This window comes from Terrimonas ferruginea DSM 30193, assembly GCF_000425585.1.
Classification (GTDB): Bacteria; Bacteroidota; Bacteroidia; order Chitinophagales; family Chitinophagaceae; genus Terrimonas; species Terrimonas ferruginea.
The window spans coordinates 18,429-34,461 of record NZ_AUDS01000026.1 but is presented as its reverse complement, the minus strand read 5'-3'; the positions used below and the strand labels follow the sequence as shown (position 1 = coordinate 34,461).

Sequence of the window (16,033 nt, the reverse complement as noted above, 5' to 3'; positions counted from 1 at the left end):
CAACTATGGCGGCAGACATTACCCATTTACATTCACTTTTTGAGAACGCAACAGAAGGCATTATCCTGACCAATGGTAAAGGGCAGATCATTCTTGTGAACCCTGCTGCCTGCCGCATGTTTGATTACCGCCCGGAAGAAATTACCGGTCAGCCCATAGAAATACTGATACCCGACAGCGTACGTTCGCATCACCACGAACTGCGGGATGGGTTTTACCATAAACCGTCCAACCGCGTAATGGGCCACGGCCGCGACCTTTACGGCAGAAAAAAAGGGGGTACCGATCTACCCGTAGAAGTAAGCCTCAGTTATTACCACCAGCAGGAGGAAATGTTCGTGATCGCTTTTATCGTCAACATCACGCGACGCAAAGAGATTGAACAGAACATGGTGCGGCAGCAGAAAGAACTCGAACTCATCAGCAACGAGATCCGCATACTGAATGCGGAACTCGAAGCAAAGGTGGAAGAACGGACACTCATTCTCAAAGAAGCCTTACAGCGGTTGGAACAATCACAGGTGGAATTGAACGAAGCCCTCGACAAAGAACGGCAATTGAATGAAATTAAAAGCCGTTTCGTTTCCATGGCCTCCCACGAATTCCGCACACCATTAAGCACCGTGCTGTCATCAGCGTCGTTGCTCGGTAAGTATACAACCACAGATGAGCAGGACAAACGCACCAAACACATCGAGCGGATCAAAAGTTCGGTTAAGCAACTCAATGACATACTCGAAGACTTCCTGTCACTGGGTAAACTGGATGAGGGAAAAGTGCATACGCAATTGACGAAATTCGATCTGCGTCATTCGCTGGAAGAATTAACAGAAGAATTAAAGCCATTACTTAAAGACCAACAATTTTTCGACTTGCAATACCAGGGGCCTGATCATTTCTGCTCCGATGAAAAGCTGGTGAAAAATATTCTCACCAACCTGATCACCAACGCGATCAAATTTTCGGGTGAAAAAGAAGGGATTCGTATCGAAGCGATAACGGATGAGCTACAGGCAACCGTGCGTGTAACCGATAAAGGCATCGGTATTGCACAGGAAGACCTGGAACATTTGTTCTCCAGTTTTTTCCGCGGTGCCAATGCTGTCAACATCCAGGGTACGGGTCTGGGATTGCATATCGTGCGCCGTTACCTAGACCTGATTGGCGGCGATATAACGGTAGACAGTAAACTGGGTGAAGGCTCCTGCTTTTCGATCACTTTCTTAAATCATAAATCCACATGATGAAATCTGTATTGGTCATTGACGATAACCAGGGCATCCGCGAAAACACAGCCGAAATCATGGAACTCGCCGGTTATAAAACATTTACCGCTGAAAACGGCAAAAAAGGAGTGGAACTGGCCGTTCGCGAAAAGCCGGACGTGATCATCTGTGATATCATGATGCCCGAACTCGACGGTTATGGCGTGCTGCACCTGCTACGCAAAAATCCGGACACCAGTCATATTCCTTTTATTTTCCTTACCGCAAAAACAGAACGCAGCGATCTGCGGAAAGGCATGGAAATGGGAGCCGACGATTATGTAACCAAGCCATTCGACGAAATAGAATTGCTCAATGCGGTAGAGATACGACTAAAGAAAGCGGAAGTATTGCAGCAGCGATATGCCGCTTCAGCGGAAGGCGTAAACAGCTTCCTCGATGATGCGCGCAATGCCGGTATGATGGGTAGCCTGACATCGCAATACAACACAGAACCTTACATGCGCAAACAAACCCTTTACCAGGAGGGAAAGCGCCCGCGTTTTCTATATTACCTGGTGAAAGGGAAAGTGAAGGCTTTCCGTACACACGAGGACGGAAAAGAATACATCACCGATATGTTCAGTGAAGGCGATTTCATGGGTTACTCCTCCCTGCTCGAGGATAAAAATTACGATCACTCGGCCGTCGTACTCGAAGACGCGGAGGTGATGCAGGTGCCGCGGGAAGATTTCCTGCAAATGGTATATGGCGATATCAACGTGGCCACAAAATTCATCCGGATTATTACGCAGAACGTAAAGGAAAAGGAGGCCAGGCTGTTGAATCTTGCTTACAGCTCACTTCGCAAGCGCGTGGCCAATGCGCTGGCCGATCTGCACGATAAATATGCCAGCGGTCATAAAGACACGGTTATCGATATTTCAAGAGAAGATATAGCACATTATGTGGGCACGGCCACCGAGTCGCTCATCCGCACGCTCAGTGATTTTAAAGCAGAGAAATTGGTGGAAATCAGGGAGGGCAAGATCCGGGTGACGGATGCGGATAAGCTGAGGAATTTGTTGTATTGATAGAGAGGGAAGGTGTAAGGTGTAAGGGGTAAGGCGTAAGGTAATAGGTGATATACTACTGGCCTCCATGGTCTATTCAAAATTGCCGATTGACGATTCACGATTGACTCCCGAGGCTTCGGGATCACCAACCACAATTGACAATTGACCATTGACCATTCACCATTCACGATTCACCATTCAACTTAGTTCTCCAACTCCCTTCCATGCGTATCCTGTTTATCCAATGTCCAGCCATCGGTCATGGTGGTTTCGAGCCATAACTGCCCCGACTTACGTGAAACCTGCGCATCCACTCCAAGTTCCTTTGTCAAAAGATTCTCCAATTCCGCTACGGTCATGTAGCGGTTCACATCAATAAACGCTTCCTCTTTTTTCATGCCGGCATCGGCAAGACTGCTGCCATGCATTAAATGTCTTTTCAGTCCCTTGCTCCCGGTCTGCGGATAAAACTCCAGCTTCAGGAACGGGAATTCCTGGCTGAACGCCTCCTGAATTTCGTGAATAGTCTTGCTGCGCAAAAATCTTAACCGCATAAAAAATGGTATTTACAAACAAAAATAAACAGTCGTATCACCGGAATCCATGATGCTGTACGTTCCGGTTATGAGAATGATCAGCCTTGCAGTTTGCGTAAATCAGTCGTGCAAAGGTGACAGGTCATGAAAAAAAGCGGACGGATAGAGCAATTTTGTGGTCTAAACAGGACAACAATGAAAACTCTTCAGCATCCCATCGTTTTGCAAGACAGCGTACAAAGAACCAGCATCATCCGCCGTTTTTTTGATTGGGCGGGAGCACAGCAGAAAAACCGGATTGCCTGGCTGGCTGTTATGCTCATGGGGCATGCCTGTGTGCTTACACCGCTTACATTGTTTTTCATCATGTATTCCGGAAACAATTTGGCGCTTTGGCCGTTTGCCATGGTAGCCATGGTGCTGGTACTGATCACCAACCTTTCGGCACAACCCACTAAAATTACTATCCCGGTATTTTTCCTCAGTATCTTGCTGGATGTAATCATTATCGTAGATTGCATTATCAATCTGGCGAAGCCCGCCTGAGGATAACAATCTATTTTGAAAAAGATTCTTCAATATATCTGCGGGCTCCTGCTATTGGCGGGAGCTTTTGCATTCAACGGCTGCCGTACCGGACGTGTGAATACTTCCTGGCAAACAGGAGAAACCTTCAAAGCTGCACAACGCGTATTAGTCATTGCCATACTGCCTCCCGACGATACCGCGGCTCGCCGCGTCGCTGAAAAGGAAATGGTCGCCCTGTTGCAGGAACGCGGCTATTACGCCATATCAGCGGTGGAGAAATACGGACAGAACGGGCTGGACGAAAGCCACGAAGGAGTTTTGTATAAGGAATTGAAAAGCGACGGTATCGATGCCGTACTCACCGTTGCGCGGATTCCGCAGAACCGCGAAGACAGGTGGAAAGAAACGATGACCGTTTACCCGAACAGTTATTATTACAAACGCATAAAAAGCTACCGCACGCTTTTCGCCCAACCCGGCGAAGGCCGCCGTCCTTTTTTCTGGGAAGGCATACTCTTCGATCTTTCCAGTCTTCAGGCATTAAGCGTGTTACGTTCCCCCGCCATGGGCAAACCTCCGGCAACACAACCTTCGCCTGAGCTGCTGAAACGTTTCATGAACAAAATGCAAAAACAGAAAACACTGCAACGCAAAGCTGCTCCGGTAGGATACAAAGCGTTCTGATTTTCGTGAGAACAATCAGTTTTCCCAATAACCCCTGTCATAGATTCAGATAGTGAGGCGGAATAAATTTGGTAAAATGTTACCGAATGAAAAAGATCCTGCTCGCACTGGATGCATTGAGCCCGGACAAGGCTGCTGTCGACTTTGCCTGCTATCTGGCGGCATTGACGGATTCCCTGCTTACCGGCGTATTTCTGGAAAACCTGGTCGCCGACCAGGAGCCTGTTTTGAAAAAGACGGCCGGCGCAGCCTATATTAAATGGGACATCGATAAAGATTCAAAGGAATACAAGGAGAAATGCACAAAAACGGAAGCGCATATCGCCGAATTTGAACGCGCCTGTTATGTGCATAATGTAAGGTTCAGTATACATCGCGATGAAGGAACGCCGGTAGCAGAAGTGATCCGCGAAAGCCGGTATGCCGATGTGCTCATTGTCGATGCCGATACTTCTTTTAACAAACGATACGAAGGAGTGCCTTCCGGCTTCGTGCGGGAATTGCTCAGAGATGCCGAATGCCCGGTAATCATTGCGCCCGGCGATTTCTACAGCATCGACGAACTTATTTTCACCTACGACAATTCGAAGTCTGCTGCCTTTGCTATGAAACAATTCACCTATCTCTTTCCCGCGCTGTCAGATAAAAAGGTGACCGTTTTACAAGTAAATAAAAGCGGAGCATGGCAGGAAGACGAAAAAGCCGGTCTGCGCGGCTGGCTGCAGCATAATTATTCCTCTATCGGCTTCCAGGCATTGAAAGGAGATGAGCAAGATGCATTGTTTTCGTTTTTATCCGGAAGGAAAAATGCATTTGTTATAATGGGCGCCTATGGCCGAAATGCCCTGTCGAGGTTTTTTCGGGAGAGTACCGCGGATCTTATAATAAAAGTTATCACGCGCCCGCTCTTTATTGCTCATCTTTAAAAATAAACTGAATCATGCGTAAAATCATTGCCGCATTCGACGGTCTCCGGTATTCGTCTTCCACCAGGGATTTTGCCATCCATTTTTGTAAGGAAACAAAAGCCCACCTGGTAGGCGTGTTTCTTGACGATATAATGCGTACCAGTTACCGGATTTCAGACGCGGTATCCGGGGAGGGTACAACGGATGACCGGCTGGGAAAACTTAATAAAAAAGATCAGCGTATGCGCGAAGCATCATCCGCCGATTTTGCTATTAAAGCAAAAGAAGAAGGGCTGAGTTTTTCGATACACCACGATTATAATGTGGCCATCCGCGAACTGTTGCATGAAACGATGTATGCGGATATGCTCATAATAGATGGTCATGAAACGCTGACGAATTATGCAGAACCTGTTCCCACGGATTTTATCCGGGATCTTCTTTCCAATGCGCAATGCCCGGTAGTGGTAGTGCCCGTGCAGTTTAAGCCGGTATCAAAGCTGATCTGGCTGTATGATGGTCAGCCGACTTCCGTACATGCCATGAAAATGTTTTGCTATGTATTACCCGAGTTTGCAGGTTATCCCGTTGAAGTGATTACAGTGAAAGCCGCCGGCAAACCTGCGTACATGAATGACCATAAGTTAGTGCGTGAATGGCTGAAGCGCCATTGTCCCAAAGCTGCGTTCACCGTACTCAAAGGCGATGCGGAAACAGCTATCGCACAATACCTGAAATCGGTAAGGGAGCAGCCGCTTGTCATTCTCGGCGCTTACCGCCGTAATACGGTTTCGAGATGGTTCCGGCCCAGCATGGCCGACAACCTTATCCGCAACCTGAAGCTTCCCGTTTTCATTGCTCACAACAAATAAGTGGTATGCGTATACTGTCAGGAAGCTACAATACGTCACAGCCGGCAAGGCCTTTCATTTTTCCAGTATTTTTCGCTCCGTAAATGATCTGGAATACGCCCAGGCTTATAAAGATCAGGTGTAACCAACTGAATCCCCGGATCATGATTACCTGGACAATGATCCAGCCAACAAGCAAGACCCCCGCCATCAGCGTCCGGCGGCCGGCGCTTGTAAGGTTGCTGAGACCGGCAAGCAAGGCAGTTAACTGGCTGCCCCCGATCACCAAAGCCAGTATTAAACCCGGGATAAAGAAATTGTCGAATGGTGATGTCTTCAGGAGGAAAAGCGGAAGCCCGATAGCCGAGCCATCGGGCCAGGTAACGAGCAGGCCGCCGCAGATAAGTGCAGACAACCCGGTAACAGCTTCCGATATCAACACCAATTTTTTCACAAAAAAATTACGTGGCGAAATAATAATCCTGGTTTGTCCGTTCGAACCGGCCGCTTTTCTCAACAACCTGGATACGGAAAATAATTCCATCAACGGCATCATTGTCTCCGGCGCTAAAAGGCCAGTCATTTCCCAGGTGTGTGGTTTCGCTGCTCCGTATGGGCAATACGCGTTTGTGAAGCCATGTCAGGGCTTCGTTACGTTCGTCAACTGCCTCCAGCTCCTCGTAAATGCCCTGTATCACCACACTCTGCCAATTGGCATGATTGCGGGTGTTTTCGGCTTCAAAACAAACATGCGGATTTTTCCGCATCATCTGTATTTTCAGCCCTTCCTGCGAACGGCAATAAACATACCGGCCATCGTAAGCGAAACTGATCGGTACTACATAACAACGGTTGTCGACGCAGCATCCGATGCGGCCGATCACCTGGTGATTGAGCAAACTTTCAACTTCTTCTTCGTTAAGATGTCCGATCATGTTATTTTTTTTTAGTTTGAAAAATGTTCAACGCCTGCATTTTATCACGACGAAGGAGCCCTCTCCGTAGCCGGACCGGGGCTGCTGCACGCCGGTGATCGTGTGCAGGTGACCAAATAATGTTTGGTAGAAATTCAACTGCTGAAATCCTGCCTGGTTCAACAGTGTTTGTACTTCTTCTGCCGTATACAAACGGGCACAGGCGCGAAATGAGCCCTCCGAAAGATGCGCTTCATAATGCGATGCGAGCTCGCTGTTGCGATCGATAAAAGACAGTATCAGCGTACCGCCGGGTTTCAGTACCCTGTGCGCTTCGTTTAATGCGCGTGGCACGTCTTTGACATGACTTATGCAACCATTCATCAATATCACGTCGGCCTGCTCATTTTCGTAAGGAAGGTCTTCCGCAAGGCCCGGTATTGTGGCCACCGGAATTTGTTCCGCCGGCGTTTCCAGGCCGGTAGGGGTTTGCAGTCCTTCGTGTACGCACAGCGCCGCCGCCAGCCTGCCCGATACGGTGCCTATTTCCACTGAAATAAGTTGCTCCCCGCGAGGCCATACCTCTTTTATAGCCAGCAATTTACTCTGGAACACAGCCGGATACTGGTCGATCCAGCGGTCGTATTGTTCGATGATAATATCAGGGGATGATGTAAGCAATTTTTTTGTTTAAAAGTAGGTTGGTCTAACGCTGTTTCCCATGAGAGAGGTCAGCCGGTGTTATGATGTTTGCATACAGGAAATTGATCAAGTTCATTACCGGGGTTGAGTAAGGTCGTTGTAAAGAGCAGGAAAGGAGAATAGATTCGTACTGTAATTTTTTCTTCATCAAATAAACAGTATTTGTATGGCCACAAAGGAACTGACGAAAACAAGCGGTGAGACGCCGGGCTTGTTGACTGACTTTTTCAAACCATGGAATGAGTGGTTTCAAAAAGATTTTTTTCTTCCGGCCCGGGTATTATCTGTGCCGGCTGTTAATATCGTTGAGACTTCCGATGCCTACGAGGTATCGCTCGCCGCACCGGGTATGGAAAAGGAAGACTTTCAAATAAACGTTGAAGGCAACCTGCTCACTATCCTGGCGGAAAAGGAAGTAACAAAGGATGAAAAAGAAAAGAAGTTTACAAGGAAAGAGTACAGCTATTCTTCCTTCAGCCGGTCATTCAATCTGCCTGATGCGGTAAACAAGGATAAGATCGACGCCAGGTATGAAAACGGGGTGTTACATCTGCTGCTTCCGCGCAACAAGGAAGCACGGCAGTCTGCAGCAAAAAAGATCGCTGTAAATTGATCAGTACACAGACTGCATTGCCCGCCATTGTAAAATGACGGGCCTTTTTTCATCATATAGCTTTTAAATCACTGGTTATGGATAGTGCGTTATCAGACGAAGTCAATCATTGGAAACTGCAGGTGATGCTTTTGCAGAGTGAGAACATGCAGTTTAAACACCAGGTAAGTGAACTGGCACAGGGTGATATTTCAGGAGCGCAACTGATGAACCTGGAAGATTTTCTCAGCAAGTTGATCCGCAAAGATGAAGGTATCTTGTTGCTGAAACAGGATATACAGACGTTCGAAAGGCAATTGAACGCCGCCGGAGGGCAGATGTCCGATCCCGAGATCAAAAATTCAGCTGACCGTATACGGACGGAACTCGACAAACTGCATTATCAGTTTGCCCTTTTAAAAGAAAATTTTGTTTCTCATTTCAGCAACGAATAAGTATGTGGATCAAATCGCTCTTTTTATATGTCCTGCTATTATCCGGCGCTGTACGGGGGCAAAGTACCGGCGAGCTGCTGAGGTCGCGTTTGCAACAGCGCGATATCCCTTCATTAGTATACAGGTTTTATAAGCTCACGGATATGCAGGCCTGTTGGCTGGGAAAAAATCAGGAAGCACTGAAACTCTCCGCTGATAGTCTTTTTAAAAGTACCGGCGGCCTGGGTGTGGATATGCAACAGCCAGAGTGGCCGTCGTTTGACAAACTGCCTGTAACGGCCAGCGATAGTGTGGAGACAGAAATAGGGTATACGAAGTCTTTATTCATGCTGATGTCGGCATTGATCTGTGGTCAGCGTGAGCCGGTACTGTCATTCAAAGGTGTAATGACGGCCTGTACACAGGATTCATTGCCCGATCTATTGCTGACATACTATCGTTCGGCACAACTGCAGCTAATGGCGGATAGCCTTGCCACGCTTTACAAACCCGTTGTCCCTTTGCTGCAGCAATTAAAAATATTAACCGGGAGTACCGGAACTCCCGGATACCGCGAACAGGCAATGAATGCTGTACAGGCAGATCCGCTCAACAAAATTTTGGTTGCCAAACTTCGAAGCTGGCAATTGGTAGACAATGACAGCACGCCGTCGAAGCAGGACATGAAAAAGGCGATAAAAATATTACAGCATACATTCGGATTGATCGCGGATGGTGTAATCCGCAGTTCGCTGAAGCAGGAAATCAATGTGCCGCTGGCACGCAGAATAGCTCAGTTAAAGAGCGCTATTGATGCCAATCGCTGGTTATATGGCCGGTTTGCCCCCGATAGTGTGGTGGTGGTAAACATACCCGCGGCTACGCTGACGGTCAGCACAGCAAGGGAAGAAATAATCCGTATGCGCATCGTGGCGGGAAATCCCTCCATGCCTACGCCAACCCTCAGCAGTTATATACGCGAGGTAATACTCTATCCCTACTGGACGGTGCCGCACAGCATCGCGGTTAATGAATTACTGCCAAAGATCAAGCGCGATAAAAGCATGCTTGAAAATTTTCAACTGCTGGACCAACAGGGCCGTATCGTTAACCCCCAAACGGTCAATTGGCATAAACTCAACGCAACGAATTTTCCCTACACACTGCGGCAGTCAACCGGATGCGACAATGCTTTGGGTATACTGAAGTTGAATTTTGACAATCCCTTCAGCGTATACCTGCACGATACCCCGGCGAAAGGTGGTTTTCTGCTGGAGCGGCGATTCCTGAGTCACGGGTGTATGCGCACGGAAGAACCTTTTGCATTGGCGCGGCTCCTGTTGCCAGGCAATGAACAGGCAGTGGATACACTCAGCACGGAAACCTGCTCCATCGTGCCCGATAAGCCGCTTGTGCTGAAGGCCATTAAGCCGCTTCGCCTGGTAGTATGGTACCAACTGGCCGGTACAGACGCGGAGGGAAACGTCATATTTTGCCCCGACGTATACAAAACGCAGAATAATTAAACTCATCATCGTAACTGACCAACATCAGTTGTATCTGCTTCTCTCACATTTATTTTTGCAACCGTATCAACTACAACTATTATGTATGATTTGAAAGAAAAAGTCGCATTGGTAACGGGCGGCGCATCGGGTATCGGACAAGCGACTGCTAAACTTTATGCCTTGCACGGAGCAAAAGTGGTTGTCTCTGATCTCGACGAAATAAATGGTGAAGAGACCGTAAGACAAATCCGTCAGAAAGGGGGAGAGGCCGTTTTCTTAAAAACAGATGTGAGTGATCCCGCGGCCTGCGAAGCGTTGATAGCGGCTACGGTCAAAACATTCGGCAGTGTGGATATCGCGTTTAACAATGCAGGTATCAGTGGAGAGAGTAATCCGATCGGAGAGATGAGCATTGACGGATGGAAAAAGATCATTGCGGTAAACCTGGACAGCGTATTCTATTGCATGAAGTATGAGATACAACAGATGCAAAAGCAGGGCAAAGGAGCCATCGTTAACATGTCTTCCATTCTGGGCCAGGTGGGTTTTGCTAATTCCGCCGGCTATGTAGCCGCCAAACACGGTGTTGTTGGTTTGACGCAGAATGCTGCGCTTGAATATTCCGCCAAAGGGATTCGGGTGAACGCGGTTGGCCCCGGATTTATCGATACGCCTTTGCTCACACATGCAGGTCTGGATGATGCCACACGCCAATACCTCGCATCGCAACATGCGATCGGCCGCCTCGGAACTTCAGACGAAGTGGCGGAACTGGTGATCTGGCTGAGTTCTGATAAAGCAGGTTTTGTTACCGGCAGTTATTATGCTGTCGATGGCGGCTACCTGGCACATTGATCAAGGTTTTTTGTTGTTCGACATAAAAGGTCTGTCTGTTAATCCGTCCCATCCACTTCCCTTAGCCCGGTTGGTTACCGGGCTTTTTTTATGCAGGGAAACGAGTAACTTACCGTTATGCATGCATTCATTATGTATGCGTAAGGGGTGATCCCGAAGCCTCGGGGAGTCAATCGTGAATGAAACAGCCATCTCCATGGTTCGTGTATTTTCACTAACCATGGAGAGGATGTGCTTAAATAAGAGACAAATGACTTCTATGGCCAATCCCTGATTCCGGCCTCTCCACCGCAACTGTTCGGAAGGTTTAGCGCCCTTGGAGGTCTCCCGACCAGCAGGCAAGCGGCAGGTTGCTTTGATATGTTAAGAGTTAACTTTGTACATAACTCATGGATGAGTAGGCCCGTTGGTCTGGAGGCCAACGGCGGCGTGATGTAGGATTGACAGGTTTTGAAATCTTCCCGAACAGTTGTTGGTCTTCACAACCAGCAGCACGGTCAATATCATAACGTTCTTTATCGTCGCGATCGCTTCTGTTTTTTTACTTTTGACTTATGAACGATACATCCGGCGGTCTTTTCATTCTCGGTATTCTGCCCATTCTCATTGTGGCCATGGTGATCATTGTGATTGCCTGGCGCAAAGTGCGGGGGAAGTAATTCAAAAGTCAATCCTGTATTCGCGAAGACGGGCATCGGCTGTTTTACTTACTACTTACGACTTAATACTTAGTACTTAATACTTATTACTTAATACTTATTACTTAATACTTATCACGTAAAACCAGCCCGCTTTCCTGCGTATCTTTGTCCGGCCATGGACAACATCTTTATTCTTCTTGCCATTGGTTTCGTTATCGGCACACTTGGGACACTTATCGGAGCCGGTGGCGGGTTTGTGCTTGTTCCTTTGCTCTTGTTCACTCATCCTGAATTGTCGCCGGAAACCATTACGGCTATCTCCATAGCCATAGTTGCCGCCAATGCCATTTCCGGTTCGGTAGCTTATGCCAGGTCGGGACGCATCGATTACCGGGCGGGCTTATTGTTTGCGCTGTTCACCATTCCGGGTTCCGTTTTGGGTGTTTATACCACCCGTTATATCCCCACAGTTGTTTTTCATGGGTTGTTTGGCGGACTGCTGATCTCGCTGGCTGTTTTTCTTTTCTTTAAAAAAAATACATCAGCATCCGGGGCCGAACAGCCACGCAAGGGGAAAGGGCTTCGTCATCATGTACTCACCGACCAGGAAAAAGTAACGTATCGCTATACCTATAATCAATACGCAGGTATTGCGGTCAGCGTCATCGTTGGTTATTTATCGCCTTTGCTTGGTATTGGTGGGGGCATCATTCATGTACCTGCACTGGTACACTGGTTGCATTTTCCTGTCTATATCGCCACCGCTACTTCACATTTTATCCTGGCAATTATGGCCAGTGTCAGCGTAATTGTTCACTTCGTTCAGGGTACCTATGATGCGCCTGCCGTTGTGCGTATGGTACTGGCATTGGGCGCAGGTGTGGTGATCGGCGCGCAACTGGGCGCATGGCTCTCACATCGCATAAAAGGAACATCTATAGTGCGTGCATTGGCGATATGTCTTGCATTGGTTGGCCTTCGCCTGCTGCTCGGTGTTTTACAAGGGCATTGATCCTCAGTTTCTTCTATTTCATTCGTTAATGAAATTCTAAGTAATCCACAAAAAGAAACCGTTGCCGGGCCGGATACGTTTATATCGTAATTGTACTATACTATGAAAAAGACCGAATCTTTTCTCCATTCGGGGCTGATAGAACTGTATGTTCTGGGCCTGGCCACTGCCGAGGAACGCGGCGAAGTAGACCGCATGGCCGTTAAATACCCGGAAGTGTTGCAGGAGATTTATTCTTTTTCTGAAGCTATTGAACAACAGGCACATCTTCACGCTGTACCAACGCCGCGGTTTTTCAAAGTATTGCTGATGGCCTATGTCGATTTCCTGGATCGCCGCCGCCGCGGTTTGGTGAGTGCGGATCAGCCGCGCGTAAGTCCGGGCAGTTCCCTGCATTTATTCAACACGATCCGCCATTCTCTTTTTTCCTCTTCCACCGATCCATTACGTATTTACGTAATCAACCAAACGCCTCATCTTACAACAGCGCTCGTGTGGTTGATGGGCACATTGGCCGAACCTCCCGCTTACGACGAATTACAGGCAATACTCGTGCTGGATGGTATTTGTGAGATTAAAGACAACCAGGGCACACGTACGCTGGCCAAAGGAATGTATCATCAAATTGCATCAGACAGCGCATACCGCATCCGTGTAGCGGCGGGAGCTACCTGTATTTTTGCCTGGGAAAAACGGTCGGCCTAAAGCGATCTGGATGCCCTGCGCAGAAAACGGATACTCAAAAACAAACTAGAGCAGGAAAGACCAATAATAAATCCTGTCCATATTCCCGCGGCACCCATTTTCAAACCGAAGGCCATCCAGTAACCGATGGGGATGCCAATTACCCAGTAAGCAATAGCGATCAGTATGGTTGGCACCGTCACGTCCTTTACACCACGCAGCAAACCGGCACCGATTGCCTGTGTCGAATCCGAAATCTGGAATATAGCCGCAAAGAACATCAGATAGGCCGCAAGCTGCCGCACCGTTGCATCGTCCTCATTGAACAGGCGCGCCAGCGGATGCCTGAATAGTATAAAGCAGATCGCACAGATCGTTCCATATAACAAGCCGGTGATCAATGTGCTCCTGCCAATAGCAAGGATCAAAGGTCTGTTGCGTGCACCATGCGCATTACTTACGCGGATAGAACTGCCCTGCGCCAGTCCCATCGAGATCATAAAGGTAAAAGACGCACAACTCAATGCGATTTGGTGGGCCGCCTGCGAAGTGGCATTGATCGTGCCGATCAGGATACCCGATATGGCAAAGGCACCGCTTTCAAGGCCTACCTGCAGTGCACTCGGAATACCGATGTGCAATAGTTCTTTCATCGTTTGCCAGCGGAGCTGCCACTGGTTACGCCGCACAGCCATGTAACGGCAGAACACAGGGTGCGTAAGCACCACAATACCCAGGGCCACAAACATCAGGGAACGCGTGATCAAGGTGCCCCAGCCGGCGCCCACCAGTTCCAGCCGCGGAAAACCAAGATTACCGAAGATCAGCAGCCAGTTGAGGAATATATTCAGGGGTAAAGCAATCAGCGAGATGATCATGGCCGTACGGGTCTTTTCCAGTCCGTCGGTAAATTGTTTCAAGGCCATGAACAATAACATCGGGATAATACTCCAACTCATTAATTCGAGAAAAGGAACCGCCATGCGCGCCACTTCGGGATCCTGGCCAAGGTGCAACAGGATGTTTTTTCCCAGCACCAGGCTGAGTGAGATGACCAGTGCCGCTGCCGCACAAAGCCAGAAGCCATTATAAAAATAATGCGACACCTTCTGTCCGTCGCGCTGGCCGTGCGCCATCGATACCAGTTGCGATACTGACATCGTAATGCCGATGCCGATTACAAATGGAATATTCATTACCGCAATCACCAATGCGGCCGAGGCCAGGTACTTGTAGCCGAGTGCCCCGACCATGGCGGTATCGATCAGGTGCAGCGCCATCTGGGCCAGCTCTCCGAATATGATTGGCAGGGATAATTGCAGTGTTTTCTTGGCCTGGTAAGGCAGTGACAGATTCATAATAGCCTCCTCGTTTCTTCCCGGCCCCGTTTTTTCGTAGTTAATTTGACCGTAAGCGGCTGCAAAGATCGGTGTTTTGGAGGAGCGGTTACGCAACTGGCGTTTTTTTTGCTTATTTTAGAAAAATGGGGGTAAGAGATGTCAAGGTTGTCTTATTCTTAAAGCCTTCTTCAATGATGAAAAACTATATGTTCCGATTCCTGACCGTGCCTGTGCTTATCGCCACAGTATTCAGTTCCTGTACTTTTAAGAATGTGGTGCCCGACAAGGATATCACGTACATGAAAGCCGATCAGACCGGCCGCGTCCACGATCAGAAGCTCAACGTTTTTTCACCGCGGGACAGCAATGGCCTTTCAGAAGTTTTTCTTTTTATCCATGGCGGCATCTGGAATTCCGGCAAACGTGATCTGTATTCCTTTATCGGCAACGGTTTTGCCAACAAAGGGGTAGTAGCTGTCATCATCAATTACCCGTTAAGCCCCCAGGCCAATTACGACGACATGGCGAGGGCCGTGGCTTCCTCCATAAAATGGGTACGTGATAATATCCGGCTGTATGGCGGCGATCCTGAAAAGATCTATATCGGCGGTCATTCGGCAGGCGGGCACCTCGCCGCACTGATTGCGGTACAGGATAAATATTTCTCAGAACTCGGTATGAAAAACCCCGTGCGAGGTGCCATCCTCATCGATGCCGCGGGCGTGGACATGTACGATTATCTCAAAGGCAATAGTTTCCCGGAAAATCATACCTACTACAAAACCTTTACCCACGACCAAAGCGAATGGAAAAAAGGGTCGCCCATTTATCAACTGCACAAAGACATGCCGCCCATGATGGTGTATGTAGGCGGAAAAACCATCCCTTTTATCGCCGAAGGCAACGATAAATTCATCAAGGCGCTTAAAAACCAGGGCGATGAGCCTGAGTACCATGTGTTGAAAAAGAAAAAGCATGTAGCAATGATTACACAGTTTTTCAATTTATCCAACCCTTGCTACGACGAAATCATTTCATTTATGCGCCGGCACTAAGCCAACTGGCTGTATTTCCTCCATTTTCAATAAAATAGTACGGTTCTTGTACCTGTTAGGGAAACTGAGGGTATGGAATACAAACGCAATGAAGCCACCGATAACCGTCCGGAAGGCGATCGTGTAATAGACGCGCCGTTCGTGTTTACCGATATCGGCACACGCATTAATCAATTAAGAGAAGAAGAAGCCTGGCAAAAGAACGACCGCAACGGGATCACTGTTTTTAAAACAGACCATCTCAGCATCGTACTCGTATGCCTGCACGAAAAAGCTTTTTTCGACAACCAGGTCGATGGCGTATTTACCATCCAGGTGCTGGAAGGAAAAGTGCGCGTCAGAACCATCGAAGGCGATATGGAATTGAGATCAGGCAACCTGGTTACTTTTCATCCCGGTGTGGCACACACCATTGAAGCAACCGACGAAGCCGTGTTGTTGTTTACCAACAGCACCGCAATGCATGCGGATAACGATCATGGACACGGCCACGACGGCCTCTAAAACG

At 48.3% G+C, this 16,033-nt stretch carries 19 protein-coding genes; 14 read left to right on the top strand and 5 right to left on the bottom strand.

The genetic code is table 11. The annotated features are described in order from the left end of the window. Positions 1–5 precede the first annotated feature (5 nt). Positions 6–1,244, top strand: coding sequence for a PAS domain-containing sensor histidine kinase (locus H608_RS0110235; protein WP_028787600.1), 1,239 nt, complete (start codon positions 6–8; stop codon positions 1,242–1,244). Next, positions 1,241–2,299, top strand: coding sequence for a response regulator (locus H608_RS0110230; protein ID WP_245565750.1), 1,059 nt, complete (start codon positions 1,241–1,243; stop codon positions 2,297–2,299). The genes H608_RS0110235 and H608_RS0110230 overlap by 4 nt, the downstream gene beginning before the upstream one ends. Before the next feature lie 185 nt (positions 2,300–2,484). On the opposite strand, the gene H608_RS0110225 is transcribed toward H608_RS0110230, so the two are convergent. Then, positions 2,485–2,835, bottom strand: coding sequence for a hypothetical protein (locus tag H608_RS0110225; RefSeq protein WP_028787598.1), 351 nt, complete (start codon positions 2,833–2,835; stop codon positions 2,485–2,487). Between the two features lie 177 nt (positions 2,836–3,012). Here H608_RS0110225 and H608_RS0110220 point away from each other — a divergent pair, with 177 nt between their 5' ends. From H608_RS0110220 to H608_RS0110205, 4 genes are all read left to right on the top strand, one after another. After that, complete coding sequence (locus H608_RS0110220; protein ID WP_028787597.1) at positions 3,013–3,363, top strand: hypothetical protein; 351 nt, start codon at positions 3,013–3,015, stop codon at positions 3,361–3,363. Positions 3,364–3,378: 15 nt separating this feature from the next. Next, positions 3,379–4,029, top strand: a complete 651-nt coding sequence (locus tag H608_RS0110215) for a hypothetical protein (protein ID WP_155990117.1) — start codon at positions 3,379–3,381, stop codon at positions 4,027–4,029. 86 nt (positions 4,030–4,115) lie between these two features. Continuing rightward, entirely contained in the window at positions 4,116–4,955 is an 840-nt protein-coding gene (locus H608_RS0110210) for a universal stress protein (RefSeq protein WP_028787595.1), read from the top strand. Positions 4,956–4,969: 14 nt separating this feature from the next. Further along, complete coding sequence (locus H608_RS0110205; protein ID WP_028787594.1) at positions 4,970–5,809, top strand: adenine nucleotide alpha hydrolase family protein; 840 nt, start codon at positions 4,970–4,972, stop codon at positions 5,807–5,809. 25 nt (positions 5,810–5,834) lie between these two features. Here H608_RS0110205 and H608_RS23590 read toward each other — a convergent pair whose 3' ends face one another. The 3 genes from H608_RS23590 to H608_RS0110190 are packed head-to-tail and all read right to left on the bottom strand — an operon-like array spanning position 5,835 to position 7,383. Continuing rightward, entirely contained in the window at positions 5,835–6,233 is a 399-nt protein-coding gene (locus H608_RS23590; protein ID WP_155990116.1) for a hypothetical protein, read from the bottom strand. Between the two features lie 16 nt (positions 6,234–6,249). Next, on the bottom strand, positions 6,250–6,723 hold the full coding sequence (locus H608_RS0110195; RefSeq protein WP_028787593.1) for a pyridoxamine 5'-phosphate oxidase family protein: 474 nt from the start codon (positions 6,721–6,723) through the stop codon (positions 6,250–6,252). Between the two features lie 27 nt (positions 6,724–6,750). Continuing rightward, positions 6,751–7,383 (bottom strand): class I SAM-dependent methyltransferase, encoded by a 633-nt coding sequence (locus H608_RS0110190; RefSeq protein ID WP_028787592.1) that lies wholly within the window; start codon positions 7,381–7,383, stop codon positions 6,751–6,753. Between the two features lie 187 nt (positions 7,384–7,570). Between H608_RS0110190 and H608_RS0110185 the strand changes: the two genes are divergently transcribed. The 6 genes from H608_RS0110185 (at position 7,571) to H608_RS0110150 (ending at position 13,151) form a co-directional block, all read left to right on the top strand. After that, the gene (locus H608_RS0110185; RefSeq protein WP_028787591.1) at positions 7,571–8,017 is read left to right on the top strand and encodes an Hsp20/alpha crystallin family protein; all 447 of its coding nucleotides are present in this window, start codon (positions 7,571–7,573) and stop codon (positions 8,015–8,017) included. Between the two features lie 77 nt (positions 8,018–8,094). Continuing rightward, positions 8,095–8,451 (top strand): hypothetical protein, encoded by a 357-nt coding sequence (locus H608_RS0110180; RefSeq protein WP_028787590.1) that lies wholly within the window; start codon positions 8,095–8,097, stop codon positions 8,449–8,451. A gap of 2 nt (positions 8,452–8,453) precedes the next feature. Next, positions 8,454–9,956, top strand: a complete 1,503-nt coding sequence (locus H608_RS23585; RefSeq protein ID WP_051268201.1) for a L,D-transpeptidase family protein — start codon at positions 8,454–8,456, stop codon at positions 9,954–9,956. An 81-nt stretch (positions 9,957–10,037) separates the two neighbouring features. Continuing rightward, the gene (locus tag H608_RS0110170) at positions 10,038–10,793 is read left to right on the top strand and encodes an SDR family NAD(P)-dependent oxidoreductase (RefSeq protein WP_028787589.1); all 756 of its coding nucleotides are present in this window, start codon (positions 10,038–10,040) and stop codon (positions 10,791–10,793) included. 816 nt (positions 10,794–11,609) lie between these two features. After that, the gene (locus H608_RS0110155; protein WP_028787587.1) at positions 11,610–12,446 is read left to right on the top strand and encodes a sulfite exporter TauE/SafE family protein; all 837 of its coding nucleotides are present in this window, start codon (positions 11,610–11,612) and stop codon (positions 12,444–12,446) included. Between the two features lie 102 nt (positions 12,447–12,548). Beyond that, positions 12,549–13,151 carry a hypothetical protein gene (locus H608_RS0110150; protein ID WP_028787586.1) on the top strand — a complete coding sequence of 201 codons (603 nt, stop codon included), beginning with the start codon at positions 12,549–12,551 and terminating at the stop codon, positions 13,149–13,151. Here the strand turns inward: H608_RS0110150 and H608_RS0110145 are convergent. Next, positions 13,148–14,488 (bottom strand): MATE family efflux transporter, encoded by a 1,341-nt coding sequence (locus H608_RS0110145; RefSeq protein WP_038008119.1) that lies wholly within the window; start codon positions 14,486–14,488, stop codon positions 13,148–13,150. The two genes, H608_RS0110150 and H608_RS0110145, sit on opposite strands and share 4 nt — an antisense overlap. 188 nt (positions 14,489–14,676) lie before the next feature. On the opposite strand from H608_RS0110145, the gene H608_RS0110140 reads away from it, so the two are divergent. Next, positions 14,677–15,525 carry an alpha/beta hydrolase gene (locus H608_RS0110140; RefSeq protein WP_162142863.1) on the top strand — a complete coding sequence of 283 codons (849 nt, stop codon included), beginning with the start codon at positions 14,677–14,679 and terminating at the stop codon, positions 15,523–15,525. Positions 15,526–15,597: 72 nt separating this feature from the next. After that, entirely contained in the window at positions 15,598–16,029 is a 432-nt protein-coding gene (locus H608_RS21925; protein ID WP_051268199.1) for a cupin domain-containing protein, read from the top strand. Positions 16,030–16,033: the final 4 nt, after the last annotated feature.